The 19,865-nt window shown below is 42.6% G+C and carries 18 protein-coding genes; all 18 read right to left on the bottom strand.

Features of this window, described 5'->3' with window-relative positions; translation table 11 throughout:
- Positions 1 to 24: 24 nt before the first annotated feature.
- Positions 25 to 237, bottom strand: a complete 213-nt coding sequence (locus V1500_RS10355) for a YlzJ-like family protein (RefSeq protein WP_409305480.1) — start codon at positions 235 to 237, stop codon at positions 25 to 27.
- On the bottom strand, positions 234 to 974 hold the full coding sequence (locus V1500_RS10350; RefSeq protein WP_409305479.1) for a ClpP family protease: 741 nt from the start codon (positions 972 to 974) through the stop codon (positions 234 to 236). Before V1500_RS10350 ends, V1500_RS10355 begins: the two co-directional genes overlap by 4 nt.
- A 328-nt stretch (positions 975 to 1,302) precedes the next feature.
- Entirely contained in the window at positions 1,303 to 2,958 is a 1,656-nt protein-coding gene (locus V1500_RS10345; protein ID WP_409305963.1) for a ribonuclease J, read from the bottom strand.
- A gap of 632 nt (positions 2,959 to 3,590) precedes the next feature.
- Positions 3,591 to 4,463, bottom strand: a complete 873-nt coding sequence (gene dapA / locus V1500_RS10340) for a 4-hydroxy-tetrahydrodipicolinate synthase (RefSeq protein ID WP_409305478.1) — start codon at positions 4,461 to 4,463, stop codon at positions 3,591 to 3,593.
- 54 nt (positions 4,464 to 4,517) lie between these two features.
- Positions 4,518 to 5,762 (bottom strand): aspartate kinase, encoded by a 1,245-nt coding sequence (gene dapG, locus V1500_RS10335; RefSeq protein WP_409305477.1) that lies wholly within the window; start codon positions 5,760 to 5,762, stop codon positions 4,518 to 4,520.
- 114 nt (positions 5,763 to 5,876) lie between these two features.
- Positions 5,877 to 6,932, bottom strand: coding sequence for an aspartate-semialdehyde dehydrogenase (asd, locus tag V1500_RS10330; protein WP_409305476.1), 1,056 nt, complete (start codon positions 6,930 to 6,932; stop codon positions 5,877 to 5,879).
- A gap of 156 nt (positions 6,933 to 7,088) precedes the next feature.
- Positions 7,089 to 7,694 (bottom strand): dipicolinate synthase subunit B, encoded by a 606-nt coding sequence (dpaB, locus tag V1500_RS10325; RefSeq protein ID WP_409305475.1) that lies wholly within the window; start codon positions 7,692 to 7,694, stop codon positions 7,089 to 7,091.
- A complete protein-coding gene (dpaA, locus tag V1500_RS10320) occupies positions 7,691 to 8,593 on the bottom strand; it encodes a dipicolinic acid synthetase subunit A (protein WP_409305474.1) in 903 nt (300 codons plus the stop codon). The genes dpaB and dpaA overlap by 4 nt, the downstream gene beginning before the upstream one ends.
- 456 nt (positions 8,594 to 9,049) lie before the next feature.
- Positions 9,050 to 9,334 (bottom strand): YlmC/YmxH family sporulation protein, encoded by a 285-nt coding sequence (locus tag V1500_RS10315; protein ID WP_409305473.1) that lies wholly within the window; start codon positions 9,332 to 9,334, stop codon positions 9,050 to 9,052.
- 174 nt (positions 9,335 to 9,508) lie between these two features.
- Complete coding sequence (locus V1500_RS10310) at positions 9,509 to 10,744, bottom strand: M16 family metallopeptidase (protein ID WP_409305472.1); 1,236 nt, start codon at positions 10,742 to 10,744, stop codon at positions 9,509 to 9,511.
- 125 nt (positions 10,745 to 10,869) lie between these two features.
- Entirely contained in the window at positions 10,870 to 11,832 is a 963-nt protein-coding gene (locus V1500_RS10305; protein ID WP_409305471.1) for a polysaccharide deacetylase family protein, read from the bottom strand.
- 190 nt (positions 11,833 to 12,022) lie between these two features.
- Positions 12,023 to 14,143, bottom strand: coding sequence for a polyribonucleotide nucleotidyltransferase (pnp, locus tag V1500_RS10300; protein WP_409305470.1), 2,121 nt, complete (start codon positions 14,141 to 14,143; stop codon positions 12,023 to 12,025).
- 382 nt (positions 14,144 to 14,525) lie between these two features.
- Positions 14,526 to 14,795: a 30S ribosomal protein S15 gene (gene rpsO / locus V1500_RS10295; RefSeq protein ID WP_409305469.1), complete on the bottom strand. Its 270-nt coding sequence runs from the start codon at positions 14,793 to 14,795 to the stop codon at positions 14,526 to 14,528.
- A 132-nt stretch (positions 14,796 to 14,927) separates the two neighbouring features.
- Positions 14,928 to 15,872 carry a bifunctional riboflavin kinase/FAD synthetase gene (ribF, locus tag V1500_RS10290; RefSeq protein WP_409305468.1) on the bottom strand — a complete coding sequence of 315 codons (945 nt, stop codon included), beginning with the start codon at positions 15,870 to 15,872 and terminating at the stop codon, positions 14,928 to 14,930.
- A 33-nt stretch (positions 15,873 to 15,905) separates the two neighbouring features.
- Positions 15,906 to 16,820, bottom strand: coding sequence for a tRNA pseudouridine(55) synthase TruB (gene truB, locus V1500_RS10285; protein WP_409305467.1), 915 nt, complete (start codon positions 16,818 to 16,820; stop codon positions 15,906 to 15,908).
- A 160-nt stretch (positions 16,821 to 16,980) separates the two neighbouring features.
- The gene (gene rbfA / locus V1500_RS10280) at positions 16,981 to 17,349 is read right to left on the bottom strand and encodes a 30S ribosome-binding factor RbfA (protein ID WP_409305466.1); all 369 of its coding nucleotides are present in this window, start codon (positions 17,347 to 17,349) and stop codon (positions 16,981 to 16,983) included.
- Positions 17,350 to 17,367: 18 nt separating this feature from the next.
- Positions 17,368 to 17,649, bottom strand: a complete 282-nt coding sequence (locus V1500_RS10275) for a DUF503 domain-containing protein (RefSeq protein ID WP_409305465.1) — start codon at positions 17,647 to 17,649, stop codon at positions 17,368 to 17,370.
- The gene (infB, locus tag V1500_RS10270) at positions 17,646 to 19,865 is read right to left on the bottom strand and encodes a translation initiation factor IF-2 (RefSeq protein WP_409305464.1); all 2,220 of its coding nucleotides are present in this window, start codon (positions 19,863 to 19,865) and stop codon (positions 17,646 to 17,648) included. The genes V1500_RS10275 and infB overlap by 4 nt, the downstream gene beginning before the upstream one ends.

The following is a 19,865-nucleotide window of genomic DNA, read 5'->3' as shown; positions in this document are numbered from 1 at the left end:
TGGACGATTTTTCTAGTAATACGGCTAGTAATAATCGATAAAGGAACCAGGCTGGACAGAGGAATTTAGAAAGTGTGCCGGGTCGGTACTGATTATTCTTTCGACTTTATATCCATTGTTCTCGTCCCTGGTTGCCATTAGTTCAATTCCATTATATTTAAGGCATACAGTATTTGTATACACTTCCGTTTCAGCCGGAAACATTTGTTCATGGGGCATCATGGTGTACAAGATCATTGCAGCATGCCCTCATCACTCTTTTGGGCCTTTGATTGTTCAATCAATTCATTTAATTTCTGCATTGCCCTTCCAACTCCGCCGACCTCATCAATCAATCCGTATTCGACAGCATCGGTGCCGATAACATTCGTACCGATATCCCTTGTTAAATTACCCGTAGCAAACATGAGCTCTTTGAAATGGTCCTCGGAGATTTTTGAGTGCTTAGTCACAAAATTAATGACCCTATCCTGCATCTTATCCAGGTATTCAAATGTTTGCGGTACGCCAATAACAAGGCCGGTCAACCGAATGGGATGTATCGTCATCGTTGCTGTTTCAGCTATAAAAGAATAACTGCATGAAACAGCAATAGGCACACCAATGGAATGGCCACCGCCTAATACAATCGAAACGGTAGGCTTAGACATTGAAGCAAGCATTTCAGATATCGCAAGCCCTGCCTCTACGTCGCCTCCTACGGTATTGAGGATCACCAAGAGGCCTTCAATATTAGCATTTTGTTCAATAGCAACAATCTGTGGAATAATATGCTCATACTTCGTAGTTTTATTTTGAGGCGGGAGTTGAATATGTCCCTCGACCTGACCTACGATTGACAAGCAGTGGATTTTTGAATCCTGAGACATTTGCGGTACATTTGTTTGGCCCAGTTGGGTAATTTTTTCAATTAGAGTAGAGTTTTTGCCAGCCTGGCGCTCCTCTGATTCGTTTGGTAAAGGTTGTTTTTCCACTTTGCCTCCCCTTTCTCGAAAAACCGTATGTGTTTATTATGCTCCCAAACCAAATGATTCATTCCATGGAAATTAAAGGTTGTTTAAACTGACATAAGATTTTCGTTTGCGATATTAGATTCCCAACGAGGCTAAAGCTATCACTAAAGAAATGGGAGCAGTCCTGCTCTTGAAAGAAAGCCCCGTCGATCTGCTTGTCCTATATATACACAACTATGAAACAAGTAGTATCCATTTGCTCCGCAGAAGGAAACCACAATGCGAAAAGGCGGCAATCCCCGGCTAAAAAAAAGCCCGGCTGCCTTTGGCTGCCCGGGCTGGTGTTGCTTTATATTTCCATGATGATGGGAAGAATCATCGGTCTGCGCTTTGTTTTTTCATACAAGTACTGATTAAGCGAATCCCTAATATCCTGCTTAAGAGTAGACCAGTCAAATGCCTGCCGTGATCCTGCTTTTTTAACAATTTCCGCAACAAGGGACGAAGATTCTTCAAGCAGCTTTTCGGATTCCCTTACATAGACGAATCCCCGGGAAAGAATTTCGGGACCTGCAGCAATTGATTTATCTGATCGCTTTAATGTGACTACTACTGTAAGAATGCCATCCTGGGATAATAAACGGCGGTCGCGCAAAACAATATTTCCAACGTCACCAACACCGCTTCCGTCTATAAGTGTATTGCCCGACTGTACCTTTCCGGAAAGCCTGATTTTGTCCTTGGATACTTCAATTACATCCCCTTTTTCGGCTACCACGATGTTTTCCCTCGCAAGGCCGTACTGTATACCTACTTTTGTGTGGGCATGCAGCTGTCGATATTCACCATGTACTGGAATTAAATACTTTGGCCTCATGAGATTCAGCATCATTTTAAGCTCTTCCTGGCTGCCGTGTCCGGAAACATGGACTTTATAACGTCCTGAAACAACATTGGCACCGGCACGGTATAATAAATCTACCGTTTTATAAAGTATTAGTTCTCCGCCCTTCAGCGGTGAGGCTGCTATCAAAACGGTATCTCCAGCTTTAATATTCACATGTTTATGGTTATGCCTGGCCATCTTCTGAAGGGCAGCAATGGGTTCACCTTGATGTCCGGTGGACAAAATCACAAGTTCATCATCCGAATAGGAATTAATGGCGGATACTGGAATGATGATATCATCCTGAACCTGAAGGTATCCCAGAGTTAACGCGGTTTCAAACACACGCTGGAGACTTCTGCCCACTACAGCTACTTTTCTGTTGCTGTTAGCTGCCGCATTGAATACGTGCTGTATCCTGTTGATATTGGATGCAAAGCAGGCAACGATAATTCGTCCCGTTGCATTATAGAAGGCGTCATTCATATCTCTCGCGACTATTGCCTCGGACGGAGTATAACCAGGATTTTCAGCACCGGTGCTATCCGATAAAAGACAAAGCACTCCTTTTTCCCCAAGGGCGGCCATTTTGCCTATTTCCGGCCGGTATAATTCTGCAGCAGCCTGATCAAACTTAAAGTCTCCCGTATACACAATAGCCCCTTCAGTAGTATGCACTACTATACCCACGGAGTCTGGTATACTATGAGTTGTTTTGAAAAATGAGATTTCAGCAGAATTGAAGGAAAGTCTGGAATCTGAATGAATTTCAATAAACTCCGCTTTCCCTTTGAAGGAATCCTCCTTCATTTTTGCCTTTGCAAGTTCGATCGTAAGCCTTGTCCCATATACAGGCACTTGTAAATATTTCAGCAAATAAGCCAGTGCGCCCATATGATCTTCATGCCCATGGCTGAGAAAGATTCCCTGCAGTCTATGCTTGTTTTCCATTATATATGTAATATCCGGAATCACTGCATCTATCCCCAGCATTTCCTCTTCAGGAAACATCAAGCCTGCGTCAAGCAGGAACATATCCTCGTCCACTTCCACCACATACATATTTTTGCCAAGTTCCCCTTGTCCCCCAAGGGATATAATTCTTACGCCTTGATTCATGTCTTTAGCCAACGTGTATCCTCCTTAGAAAAGCCGTACGAAATCCAATTGAATCTATTATACCTGATGAAAAAAAAACATGACAACACATACTAGTTTATATGGGAAATTTTTTATGAGAAGTATGTTTATCATTTTAATCTGTTACAAAATAAATTGCTTAACTAGCATTAAAATTCTACTTCACATACATCTTCCACATTCCAATAGTATGAAAACCTGCTCTATTATAAATTCTGCCCGCAGCAGAACTTCATAAAAAAACATAGTATCCTTTCCTTTCCTCTGTTAATACATCTCCAGTCAACTTTTCTAAAACAGCCGAAGCAAACCCTTTTCCGCGAAACGTATATACACCGACACCATTGCCGACATAGAATTTTCTGGAGTTGATGATGCAATGGCTGCAATCACTCCATTCAGATCAAAAAAATAGGTTCTTTACGCTTTTCAGATAAGAAATTATATATTTCTTTAGATTAAGATAATCGCCATGTGATTATTAACACATATGTAGAGTAAAAAGGGTAAAAAGTGGTTCTTTTCAAATAAAACGTTGGCCAGCCGTTATAGCTGACCCGTCAATATTATTATTATATAAAAAAGCCAAATCTCTAGGATTTGGCAAAAAATTATAATTGATGTAGGAGCTGGCTTAAACTACTACGCTCTTTCTCCGATAATGGCACCAGCGGCAGCCTTACTGAGCCGACGTCCATTCCCCTCATTTGCAGAGCAGTTTTTACCGGTGCAGGACTTGGCGCATTAAATAATCCTCTCATAATCGGAAGCAACTTCTGGTGCATTTGCGCAGCCTCTTTAACGCTGCCATTTTCATAGGCAGCAACCATTTGCTGCAGCTCATTTCCGATAATATGGGACGCAACCGATATCACTCCAGCTCCACCAATGGATAGTACAGGGAGTGTGATGCTATCATCGCCGCTGTACAGCTTAAAATCCGGATCTGTACCTGCAATGATTTCCGTCATTGCCAGAAGGTCGCCGCTTGCCTCTTTGACCGCTACGATATTATCGATTTTAGACAGCCTTATGACCGTTTCCGGAGCAATGTTTACCACGGACCTTCCAGGAATATTGTACACCATGACAGGGAGCGAAGTACTCTCCGCAATCGTTTTGAAATGCTGGTATAGCCCTTCCTGGTTCGGCTTGTTGTAATACGGGCCTACAAGCATGATCGCATCAGCGCCATTTTTTTCGGCCTTTTTGGTTAACTCGATCGAAGCGTACGTATTATTGCTGCCAGTCCCCATAATAATGGGGATTCGTTTGTCAACTATTTTCGCCACATGACGAAGAAGGGCAATTTTTTCTTCGGAAGATAATGTAGGTGACTCACCTGTGGTACCCGCCAGGACAATTGAATCTGTCCCATTTTCAATTAAGTAATTGACTAATTGTGTGGTTTTTGTAAAATCGATATTTCCTTTTTTATCGAATGGAGTCACCATTGCAGTGGACACCTTGCCGAAATTCACCATAACATACACCTCTTATATTTGTTCCTGTTCAAGTTTTCAAAATAAGGTATTTGCTTATATCTCTGTTTTTTTATATTCCGCCATATCTTTATGGAGCTCAAAAGCATCATGAAGGGCGTTGACTGCCTCCACAAGGTCTTCTTCTTTTACAAGCACCCAAATGGTTGTGTGGCTGTCAGCTGATTGCAATATGCCAATGCCTTTTTCAGAAAGAGCTGTTACGATTTTGGCTGCAACGCCAGGAACACCATTAATTCCCGCTCCCACAACCGATACCTTGGCACAGCCTTCCTGGACTGCAGGTTCATGCCCCAATTCCCTCAGGATGGCTATTGCACGCTCTGTAGCTTCTTCTGCAACGGTGTAAACCACTCCATTTGGATAGATGTTTATAAAATCAACAGAAATGGTGGCATTAGCCATTGCTTTAAAAACCTCAGCCTGTAAATTATACTGCCCTTCTTTCGCATTGACCTTGATCTGGGTGATTCTCGGTACATGAGCAATGCCTGTGACCAGCCTCTCACGTATATCACTTCCCTGGCCGCCCTTATGAATCGTTGTTACAATCGTACCAATGCCATCTGAATAAGTGGACCTGATTCTGATCGGCACTTTTGCCTGCATGGCGATTTCCACTGCACGAGGGTGAATGACCTTTGCACCCTGGTACGCCATATTGCAAACTTCATTATACGTAACAAAAGATAACGGCCGTGCGTTTTCAGCAATTCGCGGATCTGCAGTCATGATTCCATCAACATCGGTGAAAATATCCACCCATTCTGCATTAAGGGCTGCTCCCAATGCAGAAGCAGAAGTATCGCTGCCACCCCTGCCTAAAGTCGTTACGTCCCCGTTCTTCGCCGCACCCTGGAAGCCTGCGACTACAATGGCGTCATATTCTTCAAGATCTTTTTTAATCCGCTCACATTTCATGTCTATTATTTTGGCGTTTGTAAAGTCGCTGTTTGTTCTGAAACCAGCCTGTGCACCCGTATAGGCAGCTGCCTTTATACCACTGGATAAAAGCATGTTAGTAAACACAACGGATGAAATCGTTTCTCCTACTGAAAGCAACAAGTCCTGCTCTCGTTTTGAAATCTTCGACTCAGGACCATCCACCAAGGATAAGAGTGTATCAGTGGCATAGGGTTCTCCCTTACGGCCCATTGCGGAAACCACGACTACCACCTTATAGCCGTCATGTATAGCATTTTGGATGTGCCTCATGGCGTGTTTTCTGCTGTCTTCGTCACGTACAGAAGTTCCACCGAATTTCTGGACGATGATTTTCATAATATCTACACCTCAAATATAAGCCAGCTTTTCCATTGGAAAAGCTGACTGACTGTTGTCTGTATGATCAGTATATATAATTGGATACTTCGTAGAGGATTATCATCCATCAAATTACTTGAGGTTTACTAAGCCAAGCTTTAATAAACTTTCAGCAATTTGGACAGAATTCCAAGCTGCCCCTTTTAATAGATTATCTGAAACGATCCACAAATGAAAGCCATTTGGCTGGTCAAGATCTTTACGGATTCGCCCAACAAACACTTCATTTTTGCCGACTGCATTGGCAGGCATTGGGTATAGCTGATTTTCAGGCTCATCTTCTAGGATAATCCCCGGAGCGTTTCTTAACAATTCTTTAATCTGTTCTGCACTTGCATCATTGCTCTCTACTTCGATATAAACAGATTCAGAATGTCCGGTCACTACAGGAAGGCGGACACATGTAGCAGCCACAGACAATTGTGGCATATGCATGATTTTTTTGGTTTCATTGATCATCTTCATTTCTTCGTAGGTAAATCCATTTTCTTCAAATTTATCAATTTGCGGAATTACATTAAATGCAATTTGATGATGCTTGTTGCCAGCTTTTACAGGCAGGACGGACGGATTGATGCTTTCCCCATTCAAAATCTGCTGTGACTGGTCCAAAAGTTCGTTGATCGCAGCAGCACCCGCGCCGGAAACTGCTTGATATGTCGATACTACCACCTTGGTTAACCCGAAAGCTTTTCTGACAGGTTCCAAAGCAGCAACCATTTGTATGGTAGAGCAGTTAGGGTTGGCAATAATTCCTTTGTGAAGCCTCAAATCTTCTTCGTTCACTTCCGGCACAACCAATGGGACATCTTCTGCCATACGGAACGCACTTGTATTGTCCACTACGATTGCTCCGCGCTTGACTGCTTCAGGAGCCAATTCCTTGGAGACGCTGCCTCCTGCACTGAATAGAGCGATGTCGATTCCCTCAAAGCTGTCAGGTGTAGCTTCCTGCACAACAAACTCTTCGCCTTTAAAAGCTACCTTTTTTCCGGCTGAACGGGCTGAAGATAATAACAATAGTTTGTTAATTGGAAAATCTCTATTTTCTAAAGTTGCTAACATTTGCTGGCCAACTGCACCAGTTGCACCAACTACAGCCACATTTAATCCGCGTTGTTCTGTCATTCAGTTATACCCCTTTTCAAATTTTGCATGCAGGTGTAAGCGAAAATAATTGCTTCTGCTATTTTTTATATTCAAGAATATCATTAATTTTATCATATTAACGTAACAATGAAACAACTTTTTTACTTAATGGTTCTTTATCTGCATGCAGGTAACTTAAATAGTTTCAGGGTCTCTGAATCTTTCTACGATCACAGGCTGAATTTGCTGCCCGTTTATGGCGGCCACTATGGTATCTCTGATCATGGACATCCTTGCTACCATGGAGTTTGGTTTCTTTTCGGGAGCATCCTGTCCATACGGTACAAAATAAATATCCTTCGCAGCCATCAGCCGCATAAGATTAACCCCGTTCAAGCCAAGAGCATCGTTGGTGGAGATTGCAAGCACTACCGGCCTATGATTTCTCATCGTTGCTTTCGCAGCCATCAACACAGGGGAATCCGTAAGTGCATTGGCCATTTTACTCATGGAGTTTCCGGTCATTGGCGCGATGACCATACAGTCCAAAGGAAGCTTTGGGCCCAAAGGCTCTGCCTTGACGATGGTATCGACCACATGATGTCCTGTTAATTTTTCAATGCGTTCTATCCAATCTTCCCCTTTTCCGAAGCGTGTCTCTGTGTTCTTTACAGTAAATGTGACAATGGGAATTACTTCGGCCCCTTCGTCCACGAGTTTTTCAATTTCCGGAAATACGATGTCATACGTGCAATGCGATCCCGTTAAACCAAATCCGATTCTTTTCCCTTTCAAGCTCATTGGCTTTTCCCCTTTCTAATGTGCATATCTTCCTCAATAAGTTGTGAAAGAACATTTGCAAGAATCTGGCCGGCGGTCTTGGGAGCTACAATACCTGGAAGACCAGGAGCCAATAACGCCTTAATTCCCCGCTTTTCCGCGTATCGAAAATCTGTGCCTCCCGGTTTAGAGGCGAGATCAATCAACAGAGTATGAACCGGCATATTGGCTAGTATCGAAGCAGTAACAATAGGAAAAGGAATCGTATTTATGCAGATATCTACATCCCTGACATTCTCTGCTAGATTACTCAAATGGAATGGTGTCATTGCCATTTCAGTTATTCTGGCGAGGTCCTCACTTTTTCTTGCTCCTACTTTCACCTTTGCCCCCAAGGCCTGAAATGTACGCGACACGCTCATTCCTGTCCGGCCAAAGCCAAGGACTACTACATTGGATCCATGTATGGTGAAATCTGTGTGCTGGATCGCCATCATGATCGTGCCTTCCACAGTTGGTATTGAGTTATATATGGCCACATCATCCCTCTCAAACAGCTTGACTAGCCGCCTTTTCGCCTTTTTGATGATTCCATTTAGATAATCATTGCTGATTCCTGAATAGATCGTACAATGAGGCGGTGTTTTGGAGATAATCTCTTCGGTAATGATGACATCTTCGCTGGAAAAAATAGTTTCCACCTTGCCGTCAGAACCTGTGCCTGGCACGGGCAGAATAATGGTATCTATTTCTGATAGTTCGAGGCTCCCCAGACTTTCCTTAACTGCTCCCGTAAATGAATGGTCCAGCTGCTCGAAACCTACCAGGAATAGCTTCGCATCTAGTTCGGTAAGCTTCCTGACCACTTCAAGCTGTCTTGCATCACCGCCTATAACTGCTATTTGCATGCCTGTGAGCATAATTATTTCACCTTCTTTTTTTCGAAATAAGCAACCCTGAAATTCGAAAAGTATGTTTACAAAATGAAACGCTCCTAATGATGCTTCAAGTACCGGGTTAGCCGTTTACATAGAGCTCTGTATCCGTACTAAAAGGCATTGCCTACCTGGCAAGTTTGCGGGAATAAAGACCCTGTTCAATGAAAACGACTTGTTAATATAAATCTAACAAACTGGCTTGATATAAGGTTCATCCGACGATGAGCGGTACCACTTGCATCTTGTTGCTGTATTGGGCAGCCATAAAAACTGCAAATAATCTTTTCTGTCTTAATTTCCGATTTTACCCTTCCATATTATGAATGATGAATTCAAGAGGTGACTCGTCCCTATAGGCATTTGCATAGTTTGTTTAAAAAATCTCCCAAGCCGCAAGAACAAAAAAAACCGCCCTAAGGGCGGCTTTCGTGTAACTATTCAATCCGGTAGTTTTACTTTTCCCGGCAATGCAAGCGGATGAACATCGACTTCGTCAGGTATATCGATGATGATCATATCAGTACCAATTTTTTTAATGTGCCTCCATGGTACCCTGACCTCTGCTCCGTTCTTTTTCAGGCCAAACCACTTAACGGAAGGAATGATCAAGGCGGTGATCTGCCCATTCTCATTAATTTCCAAGTCTGTCTGTCCCAGTATGCCCAAACGTTCGGCACGTTTAAGGTCAACTATTTCCTTTCCGCTTAATTCGCTTAATCGCATAAAGCCTGCCTCCCTCTTTGTCCCGTTACTTATCTATATAGCATACGACAATTAATTAGAAGACAATTTTTCCTGTAGGGGAGGTACTGTATCACAGTTTTGCACCGATACACGAACAAGACACAAAAAGGCAAAAAACAGGACACCTGATCCTGCTTTTTGCCAAAAGCTTATTTACCTATTGATTTTCCACTCATCAAGCGGACTGATTAAAGATACTGAATACTGCTCGGTAAAAATCTTGTTGCCCATTGCATTTACTGTTTCTTCCGTTACTTCATCTATCAGCTCAATAATTTCATCCAGCGATTTGTGATTTTCCAACAGAAGTTCATTTTTCCCATTTCTGCTCATGCGGCTGTTCGTGCTTTCCAAACTTAGCATCAGGCTGCCTTTTAGTTGTTCTTTGCTGTTTCTTAATTCTTTCTCGGAAATGCCATCCCGCTTAAGTGTACTTAATGTTTCTTGGATGGTTTCGTATAAGCTGTCAAGCTGATTGGCCCCTGTTCCGCCATAAATTGTGACCATTCCGCTGTCCTGGTATCCGGAATGATAGGAATACACGGAATAAGCCAGCCCGCGCTGCTCCCTTACCTCTTGAAATAGCCTGCTTGACATGCTGCCTCCAAGGATGTTGTTAAGAACAATCAGGCTGTAAACATCCTTATGGCCTATTTGAAGGCCAGGAAAACCGAGACAAAGATGGGCTTGCTCTGTTTCCTTTTTACGTGTCAATATATTCTGGTGAAAGCTTGGTTTTTCTAAATGTCCGTGGCCTGAACCACCTTCGTACTTTCCAAAATAATCTTCCACTTCCTTGATGAAAGCATCATCGACATTCCCGGCAATGGAGATGACCACTTTATCCGGAGTATACATGTCATGTACATACTTCTTCATTGTATCACTGTTAAATGTTTCAAGTGTTTCCTCAGTCCCTAATATCGGGTAGCCAAGGGGATGGTTTTCATATACCGCCTGGCTTAGCAAGTCATGGACTATATCATCTGGTGTATCTTCGTACATTTTTATTTCTTCTAATACAACGTTCTTTTCCTTCTTTAACTCTTCCTCATCAAAGACGGAATTAAAGAACATATCAGATAAAATTTCTAAGGCATAGCTTGCATGGTTATCAAGCACCTTTGCGTAATAGCAAGTATATTCTTTTGAAGTAAAGGCATTCACCTGGCCGCCAATACTGTCAAAGGATTCAGCAATTTCCCTTGCACTTCTTGTACTGGTTCCCTTAAAAAACATATGTTCAAGGAAATGAGAAATTCCATTCAGTTCCGGATTTTCGTGACGTGATCCTGTTTTAATCCAGACCCCAATTGCCACAGAGCGGACAGTTGGAATATTTTCAAGGACAATTCTGGCTCCATTTTGGCATGTATATCTTTTGATCAATTAACATTCCTCCCTATTCCGCAAAGTTTACGGAAATCAATCATTGTTGTAATAAATTTTGGTTTATTTCCCTTATTATTTCATTATATGTCCTTATTGTCGAACAATCTGCTATAGTCCCGGCTTTAACGGATTATTCTCTTTTCACTCAGTGCGTCCGAAACAGTCATGATATGTAAATTCTTTTTCTTTATTTCTTTAATTAATGTATCCAGCGACCTGGCTGTAGAGTCAGTTGGATGCATGAGCACAAATGCTCCAGGATGCACTTTGGATACAACCCGGTTGATGAGGATGTCAGGACTAGGCTTTTGCCAATCTATCGTATCCACACTCCACATTATGGTTCCCATTCCGAGAGATGCAGCTATGTTTACAGTTTCTTCCCGATAACTGCCGCTAGGAGGTGCGAACCATTTGCTTTTAACGCCGTTTGTAACAGCATGAATCACTTCGTTCGTTTTTTGAATCTCATTTTTTGAAGCCTCCGAAGACAAAGTTTTCATATCAGGGTGGGAGTAGGAATGATTGCCAATCTCATGGCCACCCTCCTCAATCATTTTCACAAGTTCTGGATTATTTTTTGCCCATCTTCCCTCCAGAAAAAAGGTAGCTTTTACTCCGTGCTCCTTGAGAGTCGCCAGCATTTTCGTCAAATATTCATTTCCCCAGGCTACGTTTACAATAAACGAAACTACCGGCTTATCAGGGTGAGCCCGGTAAATAGGCGCTGATGGCAGGTCCTCCAAATGCCTGGAGGGCGGAAGCTGGATAAAAATCAGTTTCTTTTCATCAAATTTTGATGACTTTTTCATAATCTTGTATGAAGCTTTGATATCTACCTTTATACCATTGTACCCTGGAACGGCTTTCCATATTGAATCAATCCTTGCATCCTGGGGCGGATATTCATAATTGCCTGCTTTTGCTTCAATTTCAGCAAGAAGAGGATCTTTCTGTTTTACGGTAAGAACAGCCTCTGATCTTAAACCGGCCAGATATTTATCGGTATAAGGATTTTGAACCAATATCCATGATATACCGGAAATGGTACAAATCACAACAATCTTCTTCCAATTATTATTCATGGCTCTTGCCTCCTTCATACTATATGTATGAAGGTTTCGGACAAGGTAGAACAGCAGGTGGTCAGCCGCACAACGGGTGCCTTTTACTATGTATTTGTATGAACGATAAAGTTTATGCCTTTCACATTTATTTACCGATAAAAAAGCATGCGGATCCGTATAAGATACCGCATGCTCCAGCAGGTTCCAATTAACTTTCCGGGTTATTGGCCGATTCTTTTTGCTCTTTGAGTACTGCTTTTCTGGAGAGATTTACTCTTCCCTGTTTGTCAATTTCTGTAACCTTTACGAGAATTTCATCTCCTATGGAGACGACATCTTCGACCTTGCCGACTCGCTCTTCTGCAAGTTCAGAAATGTGGACTAGACCATCCTTGCCATTGAAGATTTCTACAAAGGCCCCAAATTTCTCTATACGCTTAACTTTGCCTAGATACATTTGGCCAACCTCTACCTCGCGAACAATATCTTCAATGATCTTCTTGGCCTTCTGATTCATTTCTTCATCCACAGATGAAATAAATACTGTTCCGTCCTGCTCAATATCAATCTTTACGCCGGTCTCTTCAATGATTTTGTTGATCTGTTTACCGCTTGGTCCAATGACGTCACGGATTTTATCCGGATTTATGGTCATAGTTAGTATTTTTGGTGCATAACGGCTCAATTCTCCACGCGGCTGCTCAATAGTGGAAAGCATGGAATCCAGGATATGCATACGGCCTTTTTTAGCCTGAAGTAATGCTTCTTCAAGAATCTCTCTGGATAGCCCCTCAATTTTAATGTCCATCTGGAGTGCGGTTACTCCCTTGGAAGTACCGGCAACTTTAAAATCCATATCTCCCAGATGGTCTTCCATACCTTGAATATCAGTAAGAATTGTGTAGTGTTCTCCTGATTTTACAAGACCCATTGCAATACCTGCGACAGGAGCCTTAATCGGTACACCAGCATCCATTAATGCCAATGTACTTGCGCAAATACTAGCCTGTGAAGTAGAACCGTTGGATTCCAGAACTTCAGAAACTAATCGCATAGTATAAGGAAAATCCTTTTCAGCAGGTATGACTGGCTCAAGTGCACGCTCACCCAATGCACCATGCCCAATTTCTCTGCGTCCCGGCCCCCTGATTGGACCTGTTTCTCCTACAGAAAATTGAGGGAAGTTGTAATGGTGCATAAATCTTTTTGATTCTTCCGTCCCCAGACCATCCAAAATCTGGACATCTCCCAGTGCCCCTAATGTACAAATTGATAGGGCCTGTGTTTGTCCTCTTGTGAATAAGCCGGACCCATGAGTACGCGACAGAAGCCCTACTTCCGAAGAAAGCGGCCTGATTTCATCAGGGTTACGGCCATCAGGACGTACTTTTTCTTCTGTTATTAGGCGGCGCACTTCATTTTTGACTAATTTATTCAATATTTCCTTGACTTGCTTAAGCTGTTGTTCATCGGCCTCTTTTTCCTCATATTCGGCTATGATACGGTCTTTTACTTCTTTAATTGCTGATTCCCGGGCATGCTTTTCCTGCACCTGGACCGCGGTGTTAATGTCTTGTTCACAGGCAGCCTTAATTTCGGCTGTTAATTCTGCGTCAATCTCATATAGTTTTATTTCCAACTTCTCTTTGCCAATTTCCGAAGCAATCTGCTCCTGGAATTCTATCAGCTGCTTAATATGTTCATGTCCATACATAATGGCTTCAAGCATCACTTCCTCAGGAACTTCATTAGCGCCTGCTTCAACCATGTTGATGGCATCCTTTGTGCCAGCGACGGTTAAATTTATGTCGCTGTTTTCCAATTGCTCTGCAGTAGGATTAATAATGAATTCATTGTCTATACGACCTACCACGACACCTGCAATGGGTCCTTCAAATGGGATGTCGGAAATGCTTAAAGCTAGTGAGGAACCAAACATCGCAGCCATCTCAGATGAGCAATTTTGATCAACGCTCATCACAATGCTGATTACCTGTACATCGTTTCTGAATCCGTCCGCAAACAAAGGGCGGATCGGACGGTCAATCAGGCGGCTCGCCAAGATGGCTTTTTCACTTGGTCTTCCTTCACGCTTAATAAACCCTCCAGGGATTTTCCCTACCGCATATAATCTTTCCTCATAATTGACTGTCAGCGGGAAAAAATCTACATTTTTAGGTTCCTTGGAAGCTGTTGCCGTACTTAAAACAGCTGTGTCTCCATATCTTATAAGGACTGCCCCGTTAGCCTGCTTAGCCAATTGCCCTGCTTCGACAATCAGCTGCCTTCCGGCCCAGTCGAATGAATAAGTTTTCTTATCCTGTGACATTTTTAAAAAAACCCCTCTCTGTTTCTTCACTATAGAGGCCTGGTATTTCACCTGAACCTTGTCAATCAAAAATCATGTATATGTCAAAAAATGTTGAACTCTAAATTTGGATGCAGTTACTTTTATTATGCACGAAAAGAACAAGCGATAACAGTAATTAAGGGTTAATTATGTAAATTCTCTGCTATTTTCATACATTCCTTCATGCTATCTATGTAGAAGGACCAATTCGAGTCATGCTGACAAATCCTTTTTTACTATTCCAATGAGCTTGGTAGTGTTTCAAAAAGATCTATTTTGGCTGCCTTTCGAAGTTAGTCCAGACATATTCAAAATTAAAAGCTAACAAAAAAGCGGGATAAATCCCGCTTTTTTGAAAAAATTATCGACGCAAACCTAGTTTGTTGATAAGTTCACGGTAACGAGTAACGTCTTTATTACGTAGGTAAGTTAATAAATTACGACGTCTACCAACCATTTTCAAAAGACCGCGACGTGAGTGGTGATCTTTCTTATGTGTGCGCAAATGGTCGTTCAAGTTATTGATTTCTTCTGTTAGGACAGCGATCTGAACTTCTGGTGAACCAGTGTCAGTGTCATGAGTTCTGAACTCGTTGATAATTTCATTTTTACGCTCTTGTGTAATAGCCATCCTTTTCACCTCCTAAATTTCATTAAAATCCCCTATTACCTCGCTAGCGTCGGTGACTCGACTAGCCAAGCAACGGTTATTTTCATACAATACATAGCATACCTCTTTTAAAAGAGAATTGCAAGTATAAAACTACAATCTGCCGAAATAAGATTCAGCTTCCTGTCTGTCTTGATCAATCTGTGTTTTAAGCTCTTCGAGTCCATTGAATTTTTTCTCGCTTCTAAGACGTTTATGCCATTCCACTTTAACAGATTCTCCGTATATATCACCGGAAAAACCAAGGATATGAACCTCGACAGATGGAGTTTCCGGCTTAACGTCGTGAAAGGTTGGTTTATAGCCTACATTGCAGACCCCGTCGTACCATTGGCCCATAACATGCAGCCGTACGGCATACACTCCGGTGGCGGGAAAAATATAATTGTCACTAACTTCTACGTTTGCCGTCGGAAATCCTAACTGCCTTCCCCTTTTTTCACCATGGCCCACTGTGCCCCGCGTCAGGTAGAATCTGCCGGTTAACCGCTTGAATTCAGTAAAATTGCCTGTTTCAAGGATTGACCTGATTCGCGTTGAACTTACTTTGCTATCTTCCATTGTCTGTTTTTCAACAATAGTGTATGAAAAACGGCCCTGGGTATATGAATGCATCGTGTCCATCTTGCCTTCACCGTATTTACCGTATGAGTAATCAAATCCGGCGACTACATGCTGGACATTTAGATTCACGATATATTGATCGATAAAATCCTGTGGAAGCAAGGACGCAAACTTCGTCGTAAAATGGACGACAAACAGATAATCCACTCCCATGTCTTTTATCAGTTGAATCTTGTCCTGGATTGGGGTGATATACCGAATATGTTTATCATTTTTTCCAAGAACAGCGGAAGGATGTGGATCAAAAGTCATGACTGCCGATTTCATTCCGTCTTTTTCCGCTACATCAATCGCAGTTTGAATGACTTTTTGATGCCCTTTATGTACCCCGTCAAAAAAGCCTAGCGCCATAACAAGCTTGGGATAATCATCCGGGTTAAATTGATGCGGATGTTCTATTCCTATAACTTTCACGTGACAATCTCCTCTTTCCGGAAAAGCTCTGTCTTAATCCTGAAATAACACTTTTACAGGTTTAATCTTATTTTCTTTAGCAGGATGGATTTGATAAATGGCCAGCGCTTTTCCCTTATGGATCATTACAAATGGCTCGCCTTTTTCCACTGACAAATCGGCTGGCTGTTCAAGGACAGCTCCATTTTTGACTTTCCCTGCTACTGTATCATTTATCTCATATTTCGGCAAATTATTCAGGCCCTGTTCCAACGGCAGAAGAAATTCTGAAGTCCTGCCCTCTTTCATTAGGCTCTCGATTTGTTCAAATGTCTTGCAGTCCTCCAGGGTAAATCCAGCCGCCTGGATTCTTACAAGGTCTGACATATGAGCCGGATAACCCAGCTTCTCACCAATCATAACAGCAAGGGTGCGAATATAGGTTCCTTTGCTGCAAGCCACCCGGAATCTGAACGATATCGTTTCGCCTGTAAATTCCGTACGCTCATCCAGCAGCTGAAACTCATATATGGTCACATTCCTTACCGGTCTCACTACCTCGATGCCGGCACGGGCATATTCATATAACTTTTTCCCATTCACTTTAACGGCCGAATACATTGGGGGTATTTGTTGGATCTCACCCGTCAGAGAATCCACTACTTGCAGTATTTTTTCCCTGCGGATGGTTTCTTGTATGCTTACTTCTGCAACCTTTTCTCCGCTGGCATCTTCGGTTGTCGTCGAGAATCCAAGCGTTACTTCCCCTTCATAGGCCTTGCCTGCTTCCGTTATATATTCAGCAATTTTAGTTGCCCTTCCTATGCAAATAGGAAGAACACCGGTAACATCCGGGTCGAGTGTCCCTGTATGACCTACTTTTTTCGTCTTTAAAATCTTGCGAAGTTTAAACACGCAATCATGGGAAGTCATTCCCTTTGGTTTTACTAATGGCAAAATTCCATCCATAAAATTCACCTCAACTTGAGCCCACAAAAGGCCAATAACGTAAAAATGTGATTATGTACAGCAGTCTGCAGAAAAAAAGATAGACAAACTGTCTATCCCTTTTTCTAGCAGGCATGCTGCAAAATATATTATTTCATATTCAAGGATTTACTAACCGATCTTACTCGCCATCTTTGTTTGATGGCTTTTGATCCGCATGTATTTGATGGATTAACGTTTCAATTCTGTTTCCATAGTCAATGGATTCATCAAATTCAAATGCGATTTCAGGAGTCTTGCGCAAGCGGATTCTTTGTCCGATTTCAGACCTGATAAAACCCTTTGCCTTTGCAAGGCCCTTCAAGGTATTTTCTCGCTGCTCCTCGTTCCCCAAAACGGAGATGTAAACGGTAGCCTGCTGAAGATCCCCAGTAACCTGTACATCTGTAACAGTTACGAAACCGATACGGGGGTCCTTAATTTTACGGCCAATTATTTCTCCAAGTTCTTTCTTCATCTGTTCGCCAACACGATTCGCACGAAGGCTCATAAAATCACCTCGCTACCTTTATAGCCATTCTATATCTGTTATTGTACGCTCTATCTCCGGAAAAGAATCTAGAAATTGCAGGGCATTCTGCAATTCTCTCTCAGTAGCCATCCGGGAGGAGGTGACCGTCACCATGGCAATTTCCGTACGCTGCCAAACATCCTGATGGCCGACCTCCGCTACCGAGACATTATATTTCTGCTTGAGGCGAGACATAATTCTTTGAAGAACCGCACGTTTTTCTTTCAGGGAATGGGCATCATAAATAATGCACTCACACTTCGCAGAACATATAATCATTTACGTTCTATTTCTTCCATTACATAAGCTTCGATGATATCTCCTTCTTTGACATCATTGAAGTTTTTGATTGTGATTCCGCACTCATAGTTTTGAGCAACTTCTTTCACATCATCTTTAAAGCGTTTCAAAGCATCAATTTCACCTTCGAAGATTACAACGCCCTGACGGATCAAGCGGACTCCGCTATCGCGGGTAATTTTCCCATCAGTTACATAAGAACCAGCAATGGTGCCTACTTTGGATACTTTAAATGTAGTACGCACTTCTGCCTGGCCAATCACTTTCTCCTGGAACTCAGGATCAAGCATACCCTTCATGGCTGCTTCAATTTCTTCTATAACTTTATAGATGATCCGGTGTAAACGTATATCCACATTTTCTGATTCTGCGGCACGTTTTGCATTCGCATCAGGACGTACATTGAACCCGATGACGATCGCATTGGATGCAGTCGCAAGAATAATATCGGATTCGGTTATGGCCCCAACACCAGCGTGGATAATTTTGATGTTAGCACCTTCTACTTCAATTTTCTGCAGTGAAGCAGCCAGCGCTTCCGCAGAACCCTGAACATCAGCTTTAAGAATGATGTTTAGTTCTTTCATTTCCCCTTGTTTCATTTGTTCAAACAAAGTATCAAGCGTCACCCGGGATTTTTCGTTGCGCTGAGAAGCCAGCTGTTTCTGGGCTCTTGCTTCTCCCACCTGGCGGGCAGTTTTTTCATCAGCGAAGACGATGAATCTATCCCCTGCCTGAGGCACTTCATTTAAACCAGTAATTTCAACCGGTGTAGAAGGACCTGCATCTTTCACGCGGCGGCCAAGATCGTTAACCATGGCTCTGACACGTCCGAATGAATTTCCTACAACGATTGGATCCCCAATCTTCAAAGTTCCTGTCTGGACGAGGAGGGTAGCTACTACACCCCGGCCTTTATCCAGCTGTGCTTCAATAACCGTACCAATTGCGTTTCTATTAGGGTTCGCCTTGTACTCTTCCACTTCCCCGACAAGAAGGATCATTTCAAGAAGGCTATCAATTCCCTCTCCCGTTTTAGCAGAGATTGGAACGAAGATAGTATCTCCTCCCCACGCTTCCGGAACCAGTCCGTGTTCAGTCAGTTCCTGCATAACGCGGTCAGGATTGGCAGCTGGTTTATCCATCTTGTTGACTGCAACGATGATTGGCACTTCTGCGGCTTTCGCATGGTTGATGGCTTCAACTGTTTGTGGCATAACACCATCATCGGCAGCCACTACAAGGATGGTAATATCTGTTACCTTCGCTCCGCGTGCACGCATTGTCGTGAAGGCTGCGTGGCCTGGAGTATCCAGGAAGGTTATTTTTTTGTCGTTTACGACAACCTGGTAAGCGCCGATATGCTGTGTAATCCCGCCAGCTTCACCCTCCGTAACCTTTGTGTTCCGAATGGAGTCAAGCAAGGTTGTTTTACCATGGTCGACGTGACCCATAATCGTAACAACAGATGGGCGCTCAACCAAATCTTCTGCATTATCATCAGTTACCAATGCTTCAAGGTCAGTTATATCAACAAGAATTTGTTCTTCCACTTCAACGCCGTATTCGCTGGCAATAAGCTCGATGGCATCCTTATCAAGAGTTTGGTTTATTGTTGCCATCACGCCAAGCATAAAGAGCTTTTTAATAATTTCGGATGGCTCCCTGTATAGCTTTTTAGCCAATTCGGCAACCGTCAATGATTCTGTAAACGTGATCTTCGCAGGAAGTTCCCTTTCTTTTCTCTTTTGAACAGGTGCCTGCTGCTGTTGAGGCCTTTGTTTGTTGTTTCTATTGCGGTTGTTGTTATTGTTATTTTTTCCTTTGAAAACCTTGGATTCTTTTTTCTGGTTTTCCTGGACTGTTTTCTTTCCAGAAACAGGCTTCGGAATTGGTTTCTTTTGGATCTTTTCTGTTGTTTTCACAACACCTGTATTGTCATCGGCCTCAGCCTCGTAGGATTCCAGGGTGGAAGATGGGCGTGGCTGTGAGGAAATGGCGGCCGCAGTTTTTTTTGCTTCCTCCTTTTTCTCTTCTTTTGGTTGGAATGATTCATTTAATTTATTTACAGTAGAGTCTTCTAAAGTTGCCATATGGTTTGATACCTCTATATTCATTTCTTTAAGTTTTGTAATAACATCCTTGCTGGATACATTATGTTGTTTTGCATATTCATAAACACGCAATTTGGTCAT

This window comes from Peribacillus sedimenti (assembly GCF_046237635.1).
GTDB lineage: Bacteria > Bacillota > Bacilli > Bacillales > DSM-1321 > Peribacillus > Peribacillus sedimenti.
The sequence above is the reverse complement of the archived record's forward strand: the minus strand, read 5'-3'. Positions and strand labels throughout refer to the sequence as shown.